The organism is Microcoleus vaginatus HSN003 (genome assembly GCF_022701255.1).
Lineage (GTDB): Bacteria > Cyanobacteriota > Cyanobacteriia > Cyanobacteriales > Microcoleaceae > Microcoleus > Microcoleus vaginatus_B.
On the sequence record NZ_CP031705.1, the window covers coordinates 2,717,146 to 2,733,944 of the forward strand.

17 protein-coding genes and 1 pseudogene are annotated in these 16,799 nt (G+C 46.3%); 8 read left to right on the plus strand and 10 right to left on the minus strand.

The window, feature by feature from the left end:
* Positions 1–164: 164 nt before the first annotated feature.
* From D0A37_RS11760 to speA, 3 genes are all read left to right on the plus strand, one after another.
* Positions 165–755 (plus strand): DUF3611 family protein, encoded by a 591-nt coding sequence (locus tag D0A37_RS11760; RefSeq protein ID WP_242724423.1) that lies wholly within the window; start codon positions 165–167, stop codon positions 753–755.
* A 149-nt stretch (positions 756–904) separates the two neighbouring features.
* The gene (locus D0A37_RS11765; RefSeq protein WP_242724424.1) at positions 905–2,053 is read left to right on the plus strand and encodes a helix-turn-helix domain-containing protein; all 1,149 of its coding nucleotides are present in this window, start codon (positions 905–907) and stop codon (positions 2,051–2,053) included.
* Between the two features lie 335 nt (positions 2,054–2,388).
* Complete coding sequence (gene speA / locus D0A37_RS11770) at positions 2,389–4,398, plus strand: biosynthetic arginine decarboxylase (RefSeq protein ID WP_242724427.1); 2,010 nt, start codon at positions 2,389–2,391, stop codon at positions 4,396–4,398.
* A 231-nt stretch (positions 4,399–4,629) separates the two neighbouring features.
* On the opposite strand, the gene D0A37_RS11775 is transcribed toward speA, so the two are convergent.
* The gene (locus tag D0A37_RS11775) at positions 4,630–5,790 is read right to left on the minus strand and encodes a nucleotidyltransferase family protein (RefSeq protein ID WP_242724430.1); all 1,161 of its coding nucleotides are present in this window, start codon (positions 5,788–5,790) and stop codon (positions 4,630–4,632) included.
* Between the two features lie 127 nt (positions 5,791–5,917).
* On the opposite strand from D0A37_RS11775, the gene D0A37_RS11780 reads away from it, so the two are divergent.
* Complete coding sequence (locus D0A37_RS11780; RefSeq protein WP_242724432.1) at positions 5,918–6,130, plus strand: hypothetical protein; 213 nt, start codon at positions 5,918–5,920, stop codon at positions 6,128–6,130.
* Here the strand turns inward: D0A37_RS11780 and D0A37_RS11785 are convergent.
* The 5 genes from D0A37_RS11785 to D0A37_RS11805 form a co-directional block, all read right to left on the minus strand.
* Positions 6,103–6,918: a segregation/condensation protein A gene (locus D0A37_RS11785; RefSeq protein ID WP_242724434.1), complete on the minus strand. Its 816-nt coding sequence runs from the start codon at positions 6,916–6,918 to the stop codon at positions 6,103–6,105. The genes D0A37_RS11780 and D0A37_RS11785 overlap by 28 nt on opposite strands.
* A 73-nt stretch (positions 6,919–6,991) precedes the next feature.
* Complete coding sequence (locus tag D0A37_RS11790) at positions 6,992–7,381, minus strand: LapA family protein (protein WP_242724435.1); 390 nt, start codon at positions 7,379–7,381, stop codon at positions 6,992–6,994.
* 303 nt (positions 7,382–7,684) lie between these two features.
* Complete coding sequence (locus D0A37_RS11795) at positions 7,685–8,509, minus strand: DUF3153 domain-containing protein (protein WP_242724436.1); 825 nt, start codon at positions 8,507–8,509, stop codon at positions 7,685–7,687.
* Between the two features lie 240 nt (positions 8,510–8,749).
* Positions 8,750–10,054 carry a TldD/PmbA family protein gene (locus D0A37_RS11800; RefSeq protein WP_242724438.1) on the minus strand — a complete coding sequence of 435 codons (1,305 nt, stop codon included), beginning with the start codon at positions 10,052–10,054 and terminating at the stop codon, positions 8,750–8,752.
* A 137-nt stretch (positions 10,055–10,191) separates the two neighbouring features.
* Positions 10,192–10,503 carry a hypothetical protein gene (locus D0A37_RS11805; RefSeq protein WP_445242521.1) on the minus strand — a complete coding sequence of 104 codons (312 nt, stop codon included), beginning with the start codon at positions 10,501–10,503 and terminating at the stop codon, positions 10,192–10,194.
* 210 nt (positions 10,504–10,713) lie between these two features.
* Here D0A37_RS11805 and D0A37_RS11810 point away from each other — a divergent pair.
* Positions 10,714–11,669 (plus strand): annotated as a pseudogene (locus D0A37_RS11810) (IS630 family transposase).
* Here the strand turns inward: D0A37_RS11810 and D0A37_RS11815 are convergent.
* The 3 genes from D0A37_RS11815 to D0A37_RS11825 are packed head-to-tail and all read right to left on the minus strand — an operon-like array spanning position 11,635 to position 12,982.
* Positions 11,635–12,006 (minus strand): hypothetical protein, encoded by a 372-nt coding sequence (locus D0A37_RS11815; protein ID WP_445242522.1) that lies wholly within the window; start codon positions 12,004–12,006, stop codon positions 11,635–11,637. The pseudogene D0A37_RS11810 and the gene D0A37_RS11815 sit on opposite strands and share 35 nt — an antisense overlap.
* A gap of 47 nt (positions 12,007–12,053) precedes the next feature.
* Complete coding sequence (locus D0A37_RS11820) at positions 12,054–12,575, minus strand: tetratricopeptide repeat protein (RefSeq protein ID WP_242724440.1); 522 nt, start codon at positions 12,573–12,575, stop codon at positions 12,054–12,056.
* Positions 12,576–12,622: 47 nt separating this feature from the next.
* Positions 12,623–12,982 (minus strand): single-stranded DNA-binding protein, encoded by a 360-nt coding sequence (locus D0A37_RS11825; protein ID WP_006632286.1) that lies wholly within the window; start codon positions 12,980–12,982, stop codon positions 12,623–12,625.
* 330 nt (positions 12,983–13,312) lie between these two features.
* Between D0A37_RS11825 and D0A37_RS11830 the strand changes: the two genes are divergently transcribed.
* From D0A37_RS11830 to mreD, 3 genes are all read left to right on the plus strand, one after another.
* Positions 13,313–14,320 carry a rod shape-determining protein gene (locus D0A37_RS11830; protein ID WP_242724443.1) on the plus strand — a complete coding sequence of 336 codons (1,008 nt, stop codon included), beginning with the start codon at positions 13,313–13,315 and terminating at the stop codon, positions 14,318–14,320.
* 87 nt (positions 14,321–14,407) lie between these two features.
* Positions 14,408–15,214: a rod shape-determining protein MreC gene (gene mreC, locus D0A37_RS11835; protein WP_242724444.1), complete on the plus strand. Its 807-nt coding sequence runs from the start codon at positions 14,408–14,410 to the stop codon at positions 15,212–15,214.
* On the plus strand, positions 15,211–15,777 hold the full coding sequence (gene mreD / locus D0A37_RS11840; protein WP_242724445.1) for a rod shape-determining protein MreD: 567 nt from the start codon (positions 15,211–15,213) through the stop codon (positions 15,775–15,777). Before mreC ends, mreD begins: the two co-directional genes overlap by 4 nt.
* Positions 15,778–15,875: 98 nt before the next feature.
* Here the strand turns inward: mreD and D0A37_RS11845 are convergent, their stop codons facing one another.
* Complete coding sequence (locus D0A37_RS11845; protein ID WP_242724447.1) at positions 15,876–16,667, minus strand: HAD family hydrolase; 792 nt, start codon at positions 16,665–16,667, stop codon at positions 15,876–15,878.
* Positions 16,668–16,799: the final 132 nt, after the last annotated feature.

Sequence of the window (16,799 nt, forward strand, 5' to 3'; positions counted from 1 at the left end):
TTTCGGTACCTGGCGATCGACGCTATTCAAATGTGAAATCCAATGTTAGTTACAAATCTTAAACATTGCTACTTCTATTATAAAGAGGGTTAACCGCCGTCAACCGTCCCCGAAGAGAAAAAACTGCCGCCAACTAATGCCAATTAATTATACCCGCTCAAAATATGACTAATCAGTTAGATAACGATAAGCTTCCTGTCGCGGTACAGCGAGTAGCCTTTGCCCTTCGTACAACAGGCTGGGTTTGCTTCTGGGTACAGGTAGTGCTAGGGGTGGTAGCGGCGATCATTTTGCTTTTTGCCATCCCCTTCGCCCTCCCCCGCGGTACCGCCGCTGCGGGTTCAACCAGTGCCGGCACCGGCGGCGGCGTATTTTTTGCCATTTGCGGGCTGGCCGTACTCGCTTACAGCGTATATCGCTCTTTCCGCTTCACCCGCTTGTCGAGACAACTGCGATCGCCCGCTAACGCTGTCCGTCCCAAAAAAGCAGACACCATCAAAGAAGTGCGGCTGTCACTTTGGAGCAACTTATCGGGAATGGTGCTGACGCTGATCGGCGCAGAAGCCATCAGCGGCACGCTTTTAGCCAAATCTCTAGCTCAGCCGCAAGCCTTGTTCGGTGCCGCAGTTGATGTAGGCCGATTTATTCAGCCCCTAGATATATTTGTGGTACTCGCCAATACTCACGCCACTGTTGCCCATTTTGTCGGGATTTTCGGGGCTCTTTTTTTGCTCGATCGCATCCACAAGCAATAGAAAATTGGTAAGTGGGAATTGCGCCCTCCCACTCTCCCACTCTCCCACTCTCTCACTCTCCCTCACTCTCCCCCAACCGACATCCGGAATCAGTGCCAACCTGTCGAAGAACGTACTCAGATACCTTCTACGAAGACAACATGAATATCATGGCACTGAAACCTGAGGCTTATTTTGGGGTGACAGATCACCCAACTATTGAAATTTCTCAAGAAAGTTTTCGTTCTGTCCTAGGTCAAATAGAAGCTGAACTCCTCTGTAGCGACACCTATAGCCACGCTGTAGCTAGCTTGCAAACAATGTTGGGCGAAGCAGCTTCCGCTGCCGAAATTTTAATTAGAGCAGTTAGCAGAGAAGCCGTCAAGCTCGCATTTGACCGATTTCCCAAACAAAATAAAATTGAACCGCAAGTAGTCGAAGAGAGTTTTGGTGCTGTAACTCCCGCCATTGGGGGCGTGACAGAAATTAAAGAATTGGAGCCACCAGTAGCTGCTCCTGTCTTCTATTGGCGCAGCGCTAGTGTGGAAGCGCCGCCCCAAACCGAGTCCGAGACAGAAAATTCCGATCAAGACAGCAATACTTCTGAAGATAACAAACAAGCGCCCCAAGACGAAGTTAAAGTCGAGTCGGCTGCACCTGCACCTGTCACCGTTCCCGGAAAATCCTTCCCAGGGTTCGGTTTTCCCAAGAAGCCGAAAAAACTCACCAAGGAAGAAGAAGCAGCTTTAGCCGTTCAACAGCGAGAAGAGTGCCTGCGGGAGTTGGGTGCAGAATTGCGTAAGGGACGGCAAATTCGGTCTCTATCCCTTCAACAACTCCACAGTCAAACTCTCGTACCGCTGCACCACATCGAATCGATCGAAAATGGGGAAATCGACAAACTGCCCCAAGATATTTACGTTAGAGGTTTTATCCGTCGGCTGGGCGACGCCTTGGGACTAGACGGCAGCGCTATGGCGAATGCTTTGCCCAAACCCGCTCCGAGCCCAATTCCCAGTATGTATGTGTCTGTTTCCGACTCCGAGTCCAGCGAAGGCTTTCAAATGCGTCCGGTGCATTTGTACATCGGCTACACCGCTTTGATGGCTGGGGCTGTAGGGGGTTTGGGTTGGCTGTCACAGCAACCCGTGGTGCCAGGAGCACAGGCAGTACCTCCAACGCAGGTGACACCGCCAGCCTCAGTTGCACCGGCTCAGAAGACCCCAGAAAAAGCACCTCAACCGGGCTTGAAGAAGTCTAAGAGCGGGGGATTGATTATGGGGGCTGACATGGCGCCGCCGGAGGTGATTTTTGGTTAGTGTGTGTCGGGCGAGCGATCGTCCGACAACTCTCTTGGCGCAGGTGAACTCGGAAACCGGGTTTCCGAGTTCACCACCTACATACGGATACTTGCTTGAAGAAATGAGTCCTGGAGAGCAATCACGGTTGAGATTTTAGTTCAATCCCCGATTTTCATCCATCTGTGGAGTCAATTCTAAAATCTTTAATCTAAAAATCTAAAATCTAAAATCTAAAATCTAAAATCTAAAATCGCCGGGCCGTGTACCCACAGTGATTTTTCAACTGCATCAGGAAACCCGATATGTGCGATAAACTATCTATTTGACCACTCCTAAAAGAGGTTTCCGATAAGATGAGTTCCCCAGCTACCGCTGCCTTCTCCGATCTCGATCCGCTATCGACTCACTCGCCAACAGTCACGAGTTTGGCCGCACCAGACAGTGCTTTGGTAACGGCGGCTCAACTGCCACAAGCATCTTGGACAATAGAAGATAGTGAGAAACTCTACCGAATTCAAGGTTGGGGCGAACCGTATTTTTCGATCAATGCAGCCGGTCACGTTACAGTCTCTCCCAAGGGCGATCGCGGCGGTTCCCTCGACTTGTGCGAACTGGTAGAATCCCTGAAACAGCGAAATTTGGCTTTGCCACTGTTGATTCGATTTTCTGATATTTTGGAAGACCGGATCGAGCGCTTAAATTCGTGTTTTGCCAGAGCGATCGCTCGGTACAATTACAAAAATGTCTATCGCGGTGTGTTCCCAGTTAAATGCAACCAGCACCGACAATTAATTGAAGATTTGGTGCGTTTCGGTCAACCCCATCACTTCGGGCTCGAAGCCGGCTCCAAACCGGAATTAATGATAGCTTTGGCGACCTTAAAAAACCCAGGCGCTTTGTTAATTTGTAATGGTTACAAAGACCGCGAATACATCGAAACTGCTATTTTGGCGCAGCGGCTAGGGCAAACTTCCGTAATTGTACTGGAGCAAATAGAGGAAGTAGAACTCGCAATCGCCGCGAGCAAAGCATTAGGAATTAAACCGATTTTGGGAGTGCGAGCAAAACTCACTACCAAAGGGGTTGGCCGCTGGGGAGGTTCCACGGGCGATCGGGCAAAATTTGGCTTGACAATTCCTGAAATTATCCGTGCAGTCGGCGAACTAGAAAAAGCTGGAATGCTCGATTGTTTGCAGTTATTGCACTTCCACATCGGCTCTCAAATTTCCTCAATTAGTGTCATCAAAGACGCCATTCGAGAAGCCAGCCACATTTATGTAGAATTAGCTAAATTGGGAGCTAATATGAACTACTTGGACGTAGGCGGTGGACTCGGTGTTGACTACGACGGGTCTAAAACAAACTTCCACGCTTCCAAAAACTACAATATGCAAAACTACGCTAACGACGTAGTAGCGGGAGTGAAAGATGCCTGCGACGAGCGCAAAATCCCGGTTCCAATTATCATTAGTGAAAGCGGGCGGGCGATCGCTTCTCACCAATCAGTGTTAGTTTTTGACGTACTCGGTACTAGCGATGTCCCCAGAGAAGTACCCGAACCAGTAGACGAAAACGCGCACCAAATTCCGCGCAATCTCTACGAAATTTACCAATCTATCAGTCCCGAAAATTACCAAGAAGTTTATCACGATGCGATCCAATTCAAGGAAGAAGCAGTCAGTTTATTTAACTTAGGCTATTTGGGGATTGCGGAGCGGGCAAAAACCGAACAGTTGTACTGGGCTTGCTGCGATAAGATACAGGCGATCGCGCGGCAAAATGAATACGTATCTGACGATTTGGAAGACTTAGAAAAGGTGATGGCGTCCATTTATTACATCAACTTATCTGTTTTCCAGTCAGTACCGGATAGTTGGGCAATTAACCAATTATTCCCAATAATGCCAATTAACCGACTCGACGAAGAACCGACTCAACGCGGTGTTTTAGCCGATCTCACGTGCGACAGCGACGGCAAAATCGACCAATTTATTGATTTGCGAGATGTAAAGTCGGTTTTGGAACTGCATACTCTCAAACCTGGAGAACCTTACTATTTGGCGCTATTTTTGGGAGGTGCTTATCAAGAAATTATGGGCAACCTTCACAACTTATTCGGCGATGCTAATGCAGTTCACATTCAGCTAACACCTTCTGGCTATCATATCGAACACGTTGTGAAAGGAGACACTATGAAAGAAGTCCTCAGCTACGTACAGTATGATTCAGAAAATTTGGTTGAAAGCATCCGCCGTCAGACAGAAGCAGCTTTGCAGCAAAATAAAATTACTCTTTCCGAGGCCCAACTTTTGCTGCAAAATTACGAGCGGAGTCTCAGCCAATATACTTATCTTCAGTCTTAAAATGTAGGGTGCAACTGAGATGTTGCACCACTGTCAATAAGCGTTTTATGAACAGGCTCTCCGGCCTGTTCCACAAGAAAATCTATTCTTTGTGGAACAGGCAATATGCCTGTTCTTGAGAATGGTGGAAGATGTGAGGTGCAACCTAAGCACATTACCAGAATTGAAAACTGACATCATAAATGTAAAAGTAGGGTGCGCCTAGCGCACCTTACCTTGAGCAATTACCAATTATTCAGGACGCAGAATTTCTGCGATCGCCCGTCGCTCTTCTCCGTCCTGAGTCGGTAAAACTTGGCGAGCGTCAGTAATCAGCCAATCGAGAGCCGCCGCTTGCAAATCGATCGAAGCCCCGGTTTTATCAACGCAGTAGCGCCCAAACACCAGTTTGTCAACCAACCGCACCTCCGGGCCCAAACGGGAATACTCAAAAATCACGCTGTTTTCGACAGTTGCGCCACTGCAAAGCCAACAATTTGGGCCGATCATTGTCGGGCCGATAATTTTTGCTCCATCCTCAATGATCGTCATCCCCCCAATGTAAACAGGCCCAGTAATATCAACCTTATCCCAGTTGACAGCTACATTCAAACCAGCGTAAATGCCGGGGCGCACTTCAATTCCCGGAATCGAAACATTTTTAACTTGTCCGAGCAGCACGCTCTGAATTGCCCGCCAATAGTCAGGAACTTTGCCGATATCTACCCACTCAAAGTCCATGCTAATCCCGTAAAAAGGCGCACCTGCTGCTACTAGCGCGGGGAATAACTGCGAACCGATATCGTATTCCTCGCCTGAAGGGATGTAATTGAAGATTTCCGGTTCAAAAATATAAATACCAGTGTTAATGTCGGTACTCAGAGCTTCCTCTACAGAAGGTTTTTCTTGGAAAGCTTTAATTTTGCCAGACTCGTCTGTTACGACCACTCCGTAACTGGGAACCTCCTCGCGGGGAACCGATTTCATAACAATAGTAGCGAGCGCCCCTTTTTCCCGGTGCCACTTCACAGCAGCAGTCAAGTCCAAGTCAATCAAAGCGTCGCCGCACAGCACCACAAAAGTATCGTCAAAAAACGGCGAGAAATCCTGAATTCGTTTCATGCCACCAGCCGAACCGAGAGCCTCTCCAATCATTTCTCCCTCCTCAATTCGCCCTTCAAAAGAATAGGCAATTTGTACCCCAAACTTTTGACCGTCGCGGAAGTAGTTTTCAATCACGTCAGCCAGGTGGGAAACATTGACCATAATCTGGTCAAATCCGTGCTGGCGGAGCAATTCAACCAAAAACTCCATCACTGGCTTTTGCAGGATGGGAATCATCGGTTTGGGTATTGTCTGAGTAATGGGACGGACGCGAGTGCCTTTACCGGCCGCCAGAATCATCGCTTTCATTATTAACTTCCTCAACCCTCTGTTAATTGATATAAACTGAACAATTAGATGCTAGCGGTTGCGCTCGAATCGATCGAGCGCGGCAAAATCCTGACCTGTTTATAGGCGACATCGTACCAGGCTATCAATGACTCTTCCCTATTTGCTTGATTTAAGAAACCAGGAATCGGGAATCAGCAAAAACTTCGCACTCCCGCTGTCCGCATTCGAGACTCAGCAGCAGAATGTCGGCGAGCGAGGATCTGTCTGGAATTTTAACCGACGCAGCGGCAAAGTTATTAGTTTCGCCCGAGAACCTAATACCCTGCAAGCTCAAAGCGCGCGGATTTTGAGGTCTTGATAAAACTCCTCTTGAAGCAACTCTACTTTAGACTGAGCCGATAGTAGCAACAACGCCCAAAAAATACCCACGCGGTCATGATTTGGCAAGTGAACTTCGCCAGTCGATACTGGGTGTTCTGGGTTGACAGAGGAATGCAAATCCTTATCATGCCAAAGTTCCAGCAGTTGTTCCAAGTCGAGCCAACCCTCGTCAATTTCCGAGCCTCGTTCTGCCAGAAACCGATCCAGTTCGCTAGCAGTTTCCACCAAATTTTCTTGGTGAGCTAGCTCAAAGATAGCCTGGGCTGCTTGCGATCGCATTTTTGAGGTAGGGCGACGCCGGGGGGTAACTGTCTGCTCCATTGCTGCTTTCATGAGCTGTAACTGCTCAATCAGTTCTGGGAGAGTCACCGGGCGTTTTTGCGGTAGTTGAGCTACACCGCGACGGCGCAATTGCCGCTCCAAATGCTGGGGCAAATGTCGCCCTCCTGAGTTCTCTGGGTCTTCGAGTGTCGCCTCATCGGCCGAGTCGGGATTCGCGGGGGGTTCTGAGAGGACGATACTTTCTGCTTTGAGCAACACCAGCATTGAAGCGTACAAAAACGCTTGGCCGGAGTGGGACAAATCGGAGAAATCCTTACTCTGATCCGCATCGCAGGCGTTCGTAAGCTTGCTCAGACATCGATCGAACACTTCAATTACCTTAACGTCCCAAGGATCAATTTCTCCCCGTTCGGCTAGGTCAATTAAAATTGCGATCCCCTCTGAAATCGTTTCTAAGCCATCTTGGTCTCGGGAAACGGCCATTCGATTTTAGATTTTAGATTTTAGATTTTAGATTTTAGATTTTGCCTCTGAGAAAACGAGAGAGCATATCAAGTTAATTGGGGGTCATTTCAGCAGTTGTGCCCTCAATGGCTGCTATTTCTAAACTTATCGGTTCTGCACTTTCTAACAAAGGTTGTGTGCTTTCTACTTCGGCTTTATAGCGTTCAAGATTTTGTTCTAATTCCTGAATCCGCTGCTCTTTTTCGCGCACTTGGCGGAGTTGTTGGCGCGAGGCGAGGGTTCGCTGCATTCTCGACCACAGACTGAACAGCCACGCTAGTGTTGCCCCTAATCCAGCCGCTACAATTAGTTCTACGCACAGCGGAGCTTTAACTTGGACGCCTTCGATAACTTGAATCGCGACTGGCTCTGTATTTTCGAGGCTGAATAATACTAGAGCCAAGCAAATCAGAAAGATGAAGAAGAAATTTAGCGATCGCATTTTCTTTGTTCCTAATTCTCAATTCAGGTTAAGCAAATTATTTACCATTTGTCAACTGTTTTTTGACAGATGTTATCAGTCTTTTTTGATAAGATCAACTCGGGTCAATTAACCATAATATCCGGGGAGGGGCGGGTTTATTCGAGTTCTGAGAGTTGATTGAAGATATTGGTTAAGCTCTTGGGTGTCTAAATTGTATTTTTCGGGCGGGCGGGACGCCCACCCCACAATAAAGCTGATGTGTTTTGACACTGAAACTTAGATGCGCCTGAGCTTAAGCCACCCCTCTAGGACATATCCTCTTTAGGTTTGACTGATGTTTTGCGGTTTCTTGGCGATTAAGAGTGCTGGCAATATTTTATATTTCAAAGCACTTCCCCCAGCTACCAATAAGGCAATAATCAGCGCCCCAATTCCTACCGGGCTGGGAATCCAGAATATCGCCTCCAAATAGTTAACTTCCCCGGGTTTGAGCTTCCAAACTAACTGTTTTCCTTGCTGATAGGTTTCGGGAACCAGCGCACCGGCGGCTGTTTCAATACTTTCGGCGCCCCAAGGCGTGTTCAAGCTAAAGTCTAGCTCCAAAAGTCCCCCCGGACTCAGCAGCAGACTGCCATTAGAAGAAAGCAGTGAAAGAGAGCGCAAATCCAATTCCAAACTCAACCGATTTCGCAGCACCAATAATAAATTATTCTGCTTGACACTAAGGTGAGATTCAAACTTCGGCAAATCAGTTTCTAGCGGACTTGCGACGCGAGATTTTGTGGTTGGTGCGAGCGGATTGTAAAATTGGTTGAACTTGTCTTGCAACTCTGCTCCATTATTGAAAGGAATCCTCACTAGAACTTCTGTAGGGGAAAGCCGTTTAGTTTTTCCGTCCAGCAAGCTCACCCGGCGTTCTACGCTTTTCAACCATTCTGCAACAGTTTCGCTGCTGAAGCTCGTCAACCTTTCCCCTAGTTTAATGTGCTGCACAATTTCGCCGCGAGTTTGACTCTCAAAGTTCACCCCGACATCGTACTGAACGCATCCAGTCACTAGAGTTAAAAGGCAAAAAACCAAAGGTAAAAGAAAGAAAAAATTCTTTTTCTTCTTCCCTGTTCCATCCTTGACATTTTGCTCTTTCATTATACATTTTTCCCTATTTTTACCTATTTGCATGAATTAGCAAAGCGTTGAATTGCCGACACTGTTTCTATGTTTGTTGTGCAGGTCGGGACTTACGAACCGCTTACCAAAAATCCGGTTTCTGGGCTGCCGAATGGCGATTTCACAGAGGATTTGTGGCAGAAGCTGGGTTTTTTGACGTGAGTCCTAACATTTTTCTAGCAGCAGTGTCGGCCTTACCTGGAATTAACCGCACTGAACTTATTGCCTGGAAGCTACACCCAACTGTTGAAACAGCATACTCGGCAAATATGCCGCACCGCCTACCCATTCGGCTTCGCTGCTCAAATCTGCCAAATTTTTAAAGGCTTCAAAAATGCTGCCTGCCACCATTGTATTCTTGACGCGGCCGACAATTTTGCCTTTTTCTACTTTATAGCCTAAGTCCAAATTGACAGAAAATTCGCCAGCTAACTGATTCGACTGACCGGCACCTAAAACCTGCTCTACTATTAGACCTTCGTCCATGCTAGCAATCAAGTCTTGAGTGGCGGTATTTCCTGGGGAAATGCAAAAGTTAGTCAAATCAGGGCCTGGGCGAGACAATCCGCCACGAAAACCGTTCCCGGTTGATTCTACACCGGCGCGAGCGGCCCACCTGCGATCCCAATAAAATCCGGTGACAGTACCTTTGTCTATCAAGACTTTGCGGGTGGTGGGTGTACCTTCGTCGTCAAAGGGACAAGCAGAAGGGCCTAAAGTGGGGTCTTCAAAAAAGGTAAAGCGTTCGTCAAATAAGGTTTCGCCGATTTTGTCGGCTAGGGGAGAGGCTTTTTGAACTACTGCTTGACCTGAAAGGATGGTATCAAACAGGCCCCCCAGGGTGCTAGCGGCGGCATTGGGGGTAAATAATACTGGGTAGGAACCGCTGGTGATGGTGGCTGAATGTTCGGCCAGGCGGTATTTTTCGAGGAGTGATTGGAGGATGCTTTCGGTGTCGAGGGGGCGATCGCACGCTACGTCGTAACTGTATGCTTGCATAAAGTCTTCTCCCTTTACCAAATTTCCCGCGATCGAGCCGCTGACTATTTGGCTGCTTCTTTCGGCATACAAATCTTGCGTGGTGGCAATTTTCACGCGGCCGCTGCGGACGTGGAAGCCGACATCTACCATAATATCGGGATTGTAGGCGTGAACTTGCTCGATCAGGTTTTTGCCGTTTTCTACTAATTCTTGAGTTGTGGGCGGAGTGTAGGTGGTTTCCGGGCCTTTGAGGTGGAAGTTGGAGGCGAGTTCAAATTCTGCGGGGTCGCCGATTTCGGCTGTTTGAATGGCTGCATCTACTAAATCGTCTATCCGCGTTAAATCTGTGGAACTAGCAAAACCGATTTTGCCTTTGTAAATCAGTCGCAGTGCGACGCCTTGCAGGGCTTTGGTTTGCAGGGATTTGAGACGATTGTTTTCAAATTCGATAGGGGTGTCTTGACTCGACAGGTAGTATACTTCAGCCGCATCGGCGCGCTGAGAGGCTAATTTCAAAATCTGTTGTATGGTTGAATCGCTCACAATAATCGCCTTTCTGGTTTGGTCTTTTTTTTATTTTAGCAATTATCGCTATTCAACTTCTGACTCCTGCCTCATGCTCGATTATTAATCCGTGTATCCGTGTCAAAATTCGTGTCGTTCCTTACTTTTTCCTTCTCCTATAATTGTAATTCACACTGTTTAAAAACATAGTTAACGGCTGCAAACAGTCGCTCTAAGTCCTGAATTGTATAGAAAAACTTATTTTGAGTAAACATTTCTAATTTCAGCTTGCCAAACTGCCACATTGCCCCATTAGAAACCATACCAAAGATAGTTTGTTCGGGTTCATTGTTAAGTCGCTGCACGGCGATCATTTCTGCCAAACACTGCCCCCATCCTTCATCAAATGCGCTCTCTTTCTTGGCTTCAACTAATATGAAATAGGGCTTGTCAAAAACTACTGTGCCGGGGGGTGAGCGCTTCGCCAATATATAGCCTTTCTCAGAAAGATGAGGTATGATGTTACTGACACTCACTCGTGAGGGTCAAACAGAGAAGATAAGATCAAATGAACTATAATTACATGGTTGAGTAAAGCCACGCGAAAGCGATACCACACATAATAGCATTTTTTTGAAAGCACACGATGCTTGACTCACAACACGTTTACTTGTACCAAACTTCATACATTGTTAAAAATGAAAGCTTATTCGATTGATTTTAGGCAAAAAATCCTTGATACTTATCATACTGAACCCATTTCACAAAAAGCAATAGCTAAGCGTTTTTCTGTAGCCCTGAGTTTTGTACAAAAATTGCTTAAACAATATCGTGAAACAAAAAACATTACTCCGAGAACTGACCGATGTGGAGTCAAAGGCAAACTGAATGCGGAGCAACTACTCATCTTGGCGGAATTGATTGAAGGAAATAATGATGCAACTCTTGAAGAACTCCGTTATTTACTTTATGGGAGAATTAGATTTTCTGTTAGTAGAGCAACAATAGGAAGAATGATAAAACTCTTAGACATTACTGTCAAAAAAAACTCTCTTCCCTTCAGGGAAAGGGACAGAGCGAGTTCAAATCCTGCGATGTGAGTTCTGGAAAACAATTAAAGAGATTAGTTTGAAAGACTTAATATTCATTGACGAATCGGGAGTTAATTTGGCAATGGTTAGGTTATATGCTAGGTATGCAAAAAGGTGAAAGAGCCAAGGGGTCAAAACCAACTAAACGTGGCAAAAATGTCTCAATAATTGGAGCAAGGTCAGTCAATGAGATTTTGACATCGGTTAATCTAATAGGCGGAACTGATGCAATTACATTTGAAGCTTTTATTATCAGAAAACTTGTGCCAAAACTCTGGAAAGGTGCTTGTGTAGTGATGGATAATTGTCCCATTCACTTGGGAGAAGAAGTGAAAAAAGCGATCGAAAAAACAGGGGCAAAATTAATATACTTATCACCTTATTCACCAGATTTTTCACCAATTGAAAATCTGTGGTCAAAACTTAAAATCATTCTCCGTTCTATCAAGACTACTAATTATCAAGAATTAGGAAAAGCCATAGATTTTGCGTTCGGACAAGTTACATCGTCAAATATTTTTAACTGGTTTACACACTGCTGTTATTGTACCTCATCTTTTTGAGAAAGGCTATATAATCTGGAATTCCTGACAGATTCTCATTATAGACTAAGGTTTGGTGACTCCAGAGGAGAAAATTACTTCGATAATTTTTCCAAACTTCTTTTAATACAGGATAAATGATATTTTCACAAATGGCGCTTTCCGAGTTGTCAAATACTCCGTCATTGAAAATCAATTCTAATTCATTCCGAAAAACTTCGCTGACTGCAAATTCTGTTTCGACAATGAAATTATCCCGTAGGTAATTAATTTGGAATTCTTTGGCGACCGCGCTGATGCTTTTATAATTGCTAAAAGGCATTGGTTCTATCCAGAAAAGCCTGTATTGAACAGGCAAGATGCCTGTTCCACAATAATTATTGGAAATGTGTATTGGTCATCTGCTTAATAACTAATAAATAAGCCGCCTAAAATTAGCCCGATCGCAATTAACGCCACCCAGATAAACCTATTATCTTTCGTATTAACCTGACTCAAATCTACAGGCTCTGGTACGACTGGCTTGGGTTTAGCGTACTTGATATCAGCGTTGGGATTAGCTTGAAAACTGATTGATTGATTTTCATCTAAAGCTGCCAAATCAGGAATTTTCACCATCCATTCAGGAGGGATACTGAGTTTGGGAGCTTCGAGAATGAACAGCAAGCGCTTTGCTTGTTGGCGGGTTTCTTGGCGGGGATGGCGGGTGAGCTTGCGGCAAAGCTCGATCGCCCTTTCTGTATTGCCAGAGGCTTCGTAGGCTGTCACTAACCACATCTGCACCTCACCGCCCAACCGGGAATTTCGATCGACTAAACCGGTTGCTGTTTCTAAACTCTGCACAGCTTGAGCATACCGGCCACTCTCAAAAGCTACTTGCCCAGCTTGGTACTCAGTTTGAACAATTTCTAACTTTTCTGAAGTCATGAGCACCCACCCAATTCACAAATATTACTTCCCAAATTCCCCAAACACTAGAATTCGCTGTTTTGTTGCGACATACCCGACTCGTTGTCGCGTTTGGAACCCAGCAAGTCTAAATGGTCTACCTTAATTACAGGCTTCGAGCGATTTGAACCCGTATTCCGGTCTTGCCAACGATCGAACTTCAAAGAGCCTGTTACGCCAATTAGAGAGCCTTTGCGAACGTAGTCAGCAGCAATCTGCGCTGTTTTGCCCCAGATTTCCAGATTGAACCAGTCTGGTTGATCGCTGTTCTTGGTTCTGCGATTCACTGCCAGCGTCAAATTACACTTAACTGTACCCGACTCAAAATACTTCACGTCCGGGTCGCCGCCGACGCGGCCTACTAAAGTCACAACATTAAGACTCATAAACTTTTTTGGGAATGTGGTCGATCGATGATGTAGTTAAACAGTCCACACGCGCATTAGCCTCCAAACACAACTTGGAACCACGCTTGTGAGGCTTCATCCTGATTGTACACTCAGTTAGGAGAACATATTGATGGTGGATGATTGGCAAGTCTGCGCTCAACCTGAGCTCGACAATGTACATTTCTGACTAGACTCAGGATGAAAAACGTAATAGAATCCACCTCGGTTACACTTTTGTAACAACATTATTGCACACAATAGTATTTTAGTTTTTGGGGGGGGTACAAATCAGTGGGTCTTCTCAATCGATTTTCGTTATCTAGAGATATGGGTATCGACCTCGGTACTGCTAACACGCTCGTTTATGTATCGGGCCAAGGTATTGTTCTGCAGGAACCTTCTGTAGTGGCGATCGACCAAGATTTAAAAATACCGCTGGCTGTTGGAGAAGAAGCAAAAAAAATGCTCGGCCGCACGCCAGGGAATGTCATAGCACTGCGCCCGCTTCGCGACGGGGTAATTGCAGACTTCGATACGGCTGAACTGATGCTTAAGACTTTTATCCGCAGAGTTCACGAAGGCCGAAGCTTAGTTTCGCCGCGGATAATTATTGGCATCCCCAGCGGTGTCACCGGAGTCGAGAGGCGTGCTGTCATTGAGGCGGCGACTCAGGCCGGTGCTAGAGAAGTACGGTTAATTGATGAACCCATCGCTGCGGCGATCGGGGCTGGACTGCCTGTTGCTGAGGCGACTGGCAATATGATTATCGATATAGGCGGAGGTACTACGGAAGTTGCGGTTTTGAGTTTGCAAGGGACGGTGATCAGTGAGTCTGTGCGGGTAGCCGGCGACGAACTCAATGAGGCGATCGTCCAATACATGAAAAAAGTTCACAATTTGGTTATCGGCGAACGCACTGCTGAAGAAATTAAGATTCAGGTTGGTTCTGCATATCCAACTCCAGAGGATGACGACGTAATGATGGAAGTGCGGGGCTTGCACTTACTGTCTGGTTTGCCGCGAACTGTTACTATCAAAGGCCCAGAAATCCGCGAAAGTATGTCGGAACCGCTTTCAGTAATTGTGGAAGCTGTCAAGCGTACTTTGGAACGCACCCCCCCGGAATTAGCAGCAGATATTATTGACAGGGGAATTATGCTGGCTGGTGGTGGCGCGCTGATGAAAGGTTTAGATACTCTGATCAGTCACGAAACAGGAATTGTCACTCACGTGGCAGCAGATCCTCTGTGCTGCGTTGTTTTGGGAACTGGTAGGGTATTGGAAAACAAACACTTGGAACGGGTTTTCAGCGGGCAGTCGTCGCGTAATATGTAGTTAACAAATTTGGGATTGTGGATTTAGAAATATGGCTGCAATCTCAAATCTAAAATCCTGACTTAACAATTTTAGATTACTGAAATTATGCTAAAAAATACATTCCGAAAGTGGTGGGATCTGCGACTGCCAATTGCTCTTTTAGGTTTAGCTGTAACTGCCGCTTGGGGAGTTCGACAAACACAAGGTGCTGCAGTATTTGAAGTTTACAATTGGGTGACTCGTCCGTTTCACGCCAACGGCTCTGGGCAAGAGGAACTCATCTCGGCGCGCACTCAAGAATTGCAAGCGCAGCTATTAGAATTAGAAAATCAAAATCAGAAGCTAAAAGAGCTTTTAGGTTACGTTTCGGGTAAGAAACCTCAAGGAATTGTAGCTCCTATTGTCGGTCGCAGCGCCGACCACTGGTGGCAGCAAGTAACCTTGGGGCGTGGCAGTAATGATGGCATTAAAACAGATTTTACTGTGATGGGTCCCGGCGGTTTAGTAGGCAGGGTTGTCAGCGTTACTCCTAATACTAGCTTGGTGCTGTTAGTCAGCGACGCTACGAGCCAATTGGGTGTGGGAATTACCCGCAGTCGCCACATGGGTTTTATGCGCGGGAAAGGCGGAAATCAGGCTGTGATGGAGTTTTTTGAGAATGTTCCCAATGTCAAGCCTGGGGATGTGGTTTCAACTTCTTCTTACAGTCAGTTGTTCCCTCCTGGTTTGCCGGTCGGAAAAGTGGTTTCGGTGGATATGAATAAAACTCCGGCTCCCGAAGCTGTGGTTGAGTTTTCAGCACCGATGAGTGCTCTGGAGTGGGCGGTGGTTTATCCCCACTCTAAGCAAACCGAACCAAACGATTCGCAGAGTCAATCTTCTGCACCATCGGAGGGAGCACAGCAACAATGAAAGCTTTATCTCGGATGTCTTCGCGATCGCGCCCATTTCTCAATTTCGCAGTTACATTTCTATCTGTGATGCTGTGCATACTGATATTGCCCACTCGGATGCCGGGAATGGAATTGTTGGGAATTGGGCCTAACTGGCTGTTAATTTGGTTGGTAGCTTGGAGTATTAAGCGGAAACGTACAGTTTGGGGAGCTGCTAGCATGGGCTTGGTTTTGGGGTTTCTTCAAGATGCGATGACGGCTCCTCATCCCACCCATGCTGTCAGTCTAGTTGTTGTAGGAGTCTTAACAGTTGTTTTGCAGAAAACCTGGTCGATTCCGGTAGATATTGTTGAGAGAGATCCGATTCCGATCGCGTTAATTGTGTTTGGGATGGCGGTGGTAGCGGAAACGGTGATGGGGCTACAATTTTTTTCTATGGGCGATCGGGCTTTACTGGAAATTTGGAGCTATCACCAGCGAGTGGCTTTGTGTTCTGCTATTCTTAGCAGTCTTTGGGCTCCGGTGATTTATTTTCCGCTCAATCGCTTGTGGGAAATGACCAGGAAGGTAGAAAAACCTTAGTCAGTCCTTAGTCATCAGTCATTAGTCCTTAGTCATTAGTCCTTAGTCAACAGTTAACAGTCAACAGTTAACTGTTAACTAATTACTGTTAACTGTAGTCATTCTACTATTACTTGTTGGCCCGCACCTAATAAGTGATGAACGGCAATAATCAAATCGCTGAGAATGAAATTAGGCTGGTGCTGTTGGAGTTGATAGCGGCTGCGAATTCCGCAGGTAACGGCAATTGTAGGTATTCCCAATGCTTTTCCTGCGAGGATGTCTGCTTCTGTATCTCCGATCATCCAAGCTGAACCCAGCGATGACTCAAATTCTTCTGCCACTTCAGCCAACAATTCAGTTTTTAAGGCTGTATAGTTGTGATAGGCGGCATCCGTCATCTGAGTTCCGCGAATGCTGGTAAACAGTCTGGCTAAACCGTAATTTTGTAACAGTTGAACGGCTTGATTTCTCGGTCGCAGGGTGACTAATATCAGCCTCACGCCGCGGGAGTGCAGAAGTGCGATCGCCCATTGCACTCCCGGCTGGATACGATCTAAGTGCAACAAGTCTGGTTGATTGACAAGCTGACTGACGCATCCGAGAAAAACGTGAGTTTCTTCTCCCGACAAGCCGGAACTTTTGGCGATTTCAGCATCGGGCACTCGGTTTTGTTTCATTTGCCAAAACTGCTGTTTGCTGAGGATTTGCAGGTTGAGGTTGATTCCCCGATCGAGATAAGCTGCTTGAGTATCGGCTAATCCTTGTTTATAGGTGGCATAGTAGCGATCGGACACATCGACTATGGGCCCGTCTAAATCGCAAAATACCGTCATCCGGGGGGACGAGTCAGCCTCTGATGGTAGCTTGTACTGAAGGTTTTCGGAGTCTTGGGCGACAGCAGTTAACATAAAACGTTAAGTAAATCAAGGGAGCTATACATTTCTTGACTTTAGCAAAAAATGTATAAGTTATAATACATAAATTTTAATGATTTTATTAAAAAAACCTATTAAATTTTTGAGGATTGGGTTCAACAAGGG

Excerpts from the sequence above, each read along its gene's own strand:
- D0A37_RS11760 (WP_242724423.1), top strand. The coding sequence starts at position 165 with ATGACTAATCAGTTAGATAACGATAAGCTTCCTGTCGCGGTACAGCGA.
- D0A37_RS11765 (WP_242724424.1), top strand. The coding sequence starts at position 905 with ATGGCACTGAAACCTGAGGCTTATTTTGGGGTGACAGATCACCCAACT.
- speA (WP_242724427.1), top strand. The coding sequence starts at position 2,389 with ATGAGTTCCCCAGCTACCGCTGCCTTCTCCGATCTCGATCCGCTATCG.
- D0A37_RS11775 (WP_242724430.1), bottom strand. The coding sequence starts at position 5,790 with ATGAAAGCGATGATTCTGGCGGCCGGTAAAGGCACTCGCGTCCGTCCC.
- D0A37_RS11780 (WP_242724432.1), top strand. The coding sequence starts at position 5,918 with ATGACTCTTCCCTATTTGCTTGATTTAAGAAACCAGGAATCGGGAATC.
- D0A37_RS11785 (WP_242724434.1), bottom strand. The coding sequence starts at position 6,918 with ATGGCCGTTTCCCGAGACCAAGATGGCTTAGAAACGATTTCAGAGGGG.
- D0A37_RS11790 (WP_242724435.1), bottom strand. The coding sequence starts at position 7,381 with ATGCGATCGCTAAATTTCTTCTTCATCTTTCTGATTTGCTTGGCTCTA.
- D0A37_RS11795 (WP_242724436.1), bottom strand. The coding sequence starts at position 8,509 with ATGAAAGAGCAAAATGTCAAGGATGGAACAGGGAAGAAGAAAAAGAAT.
- D0A37_RS11820 (WP_242724440.1), bottom strand. The coding sequence starts at position 12,575 with ATGACTTCAGAAAAGTTAGAAATTGTTCAAACTGAGTACCAAGCTGGG.
- D0A37_RS11825 (WP_006632286.1), bottom strand. The coding sequence starts at position 12,982 with ATGAGTCTTAATGTTGTGACTTTAGTAGGCCGCGTCGGCGGCGACCCG.
- D0A37_RS11830 (WP_242724443.1), top strand. The coding sequence starts at position 13,313 with ATGGGTATCGACCTCGGTACTGCTAACACGCTCGTTTATGTATCGGGC.
- mreC (WP_242724444.1), top strand. The coding sequence starts at position 14,408 with ATGCTAAAAAATACATTCCGAAAGTGGTGGGATCTGCGACTGCCAATT.
- mreD (WP_242724445.1), top strand. The coding sequence starts at position 15,211 with ATGAAAGCTTTATCTCGGATGTCTTCGCGATCGCGCCCATTTCTCAAT.
- D0A37_RS11845 (WP_242724447.1), bottom strand. The coding sequence starts at position 16,667 with ATGTTAACTGCTGTCGCCCAAGACTCCGAAAACCTTCAGTACAAGCTA.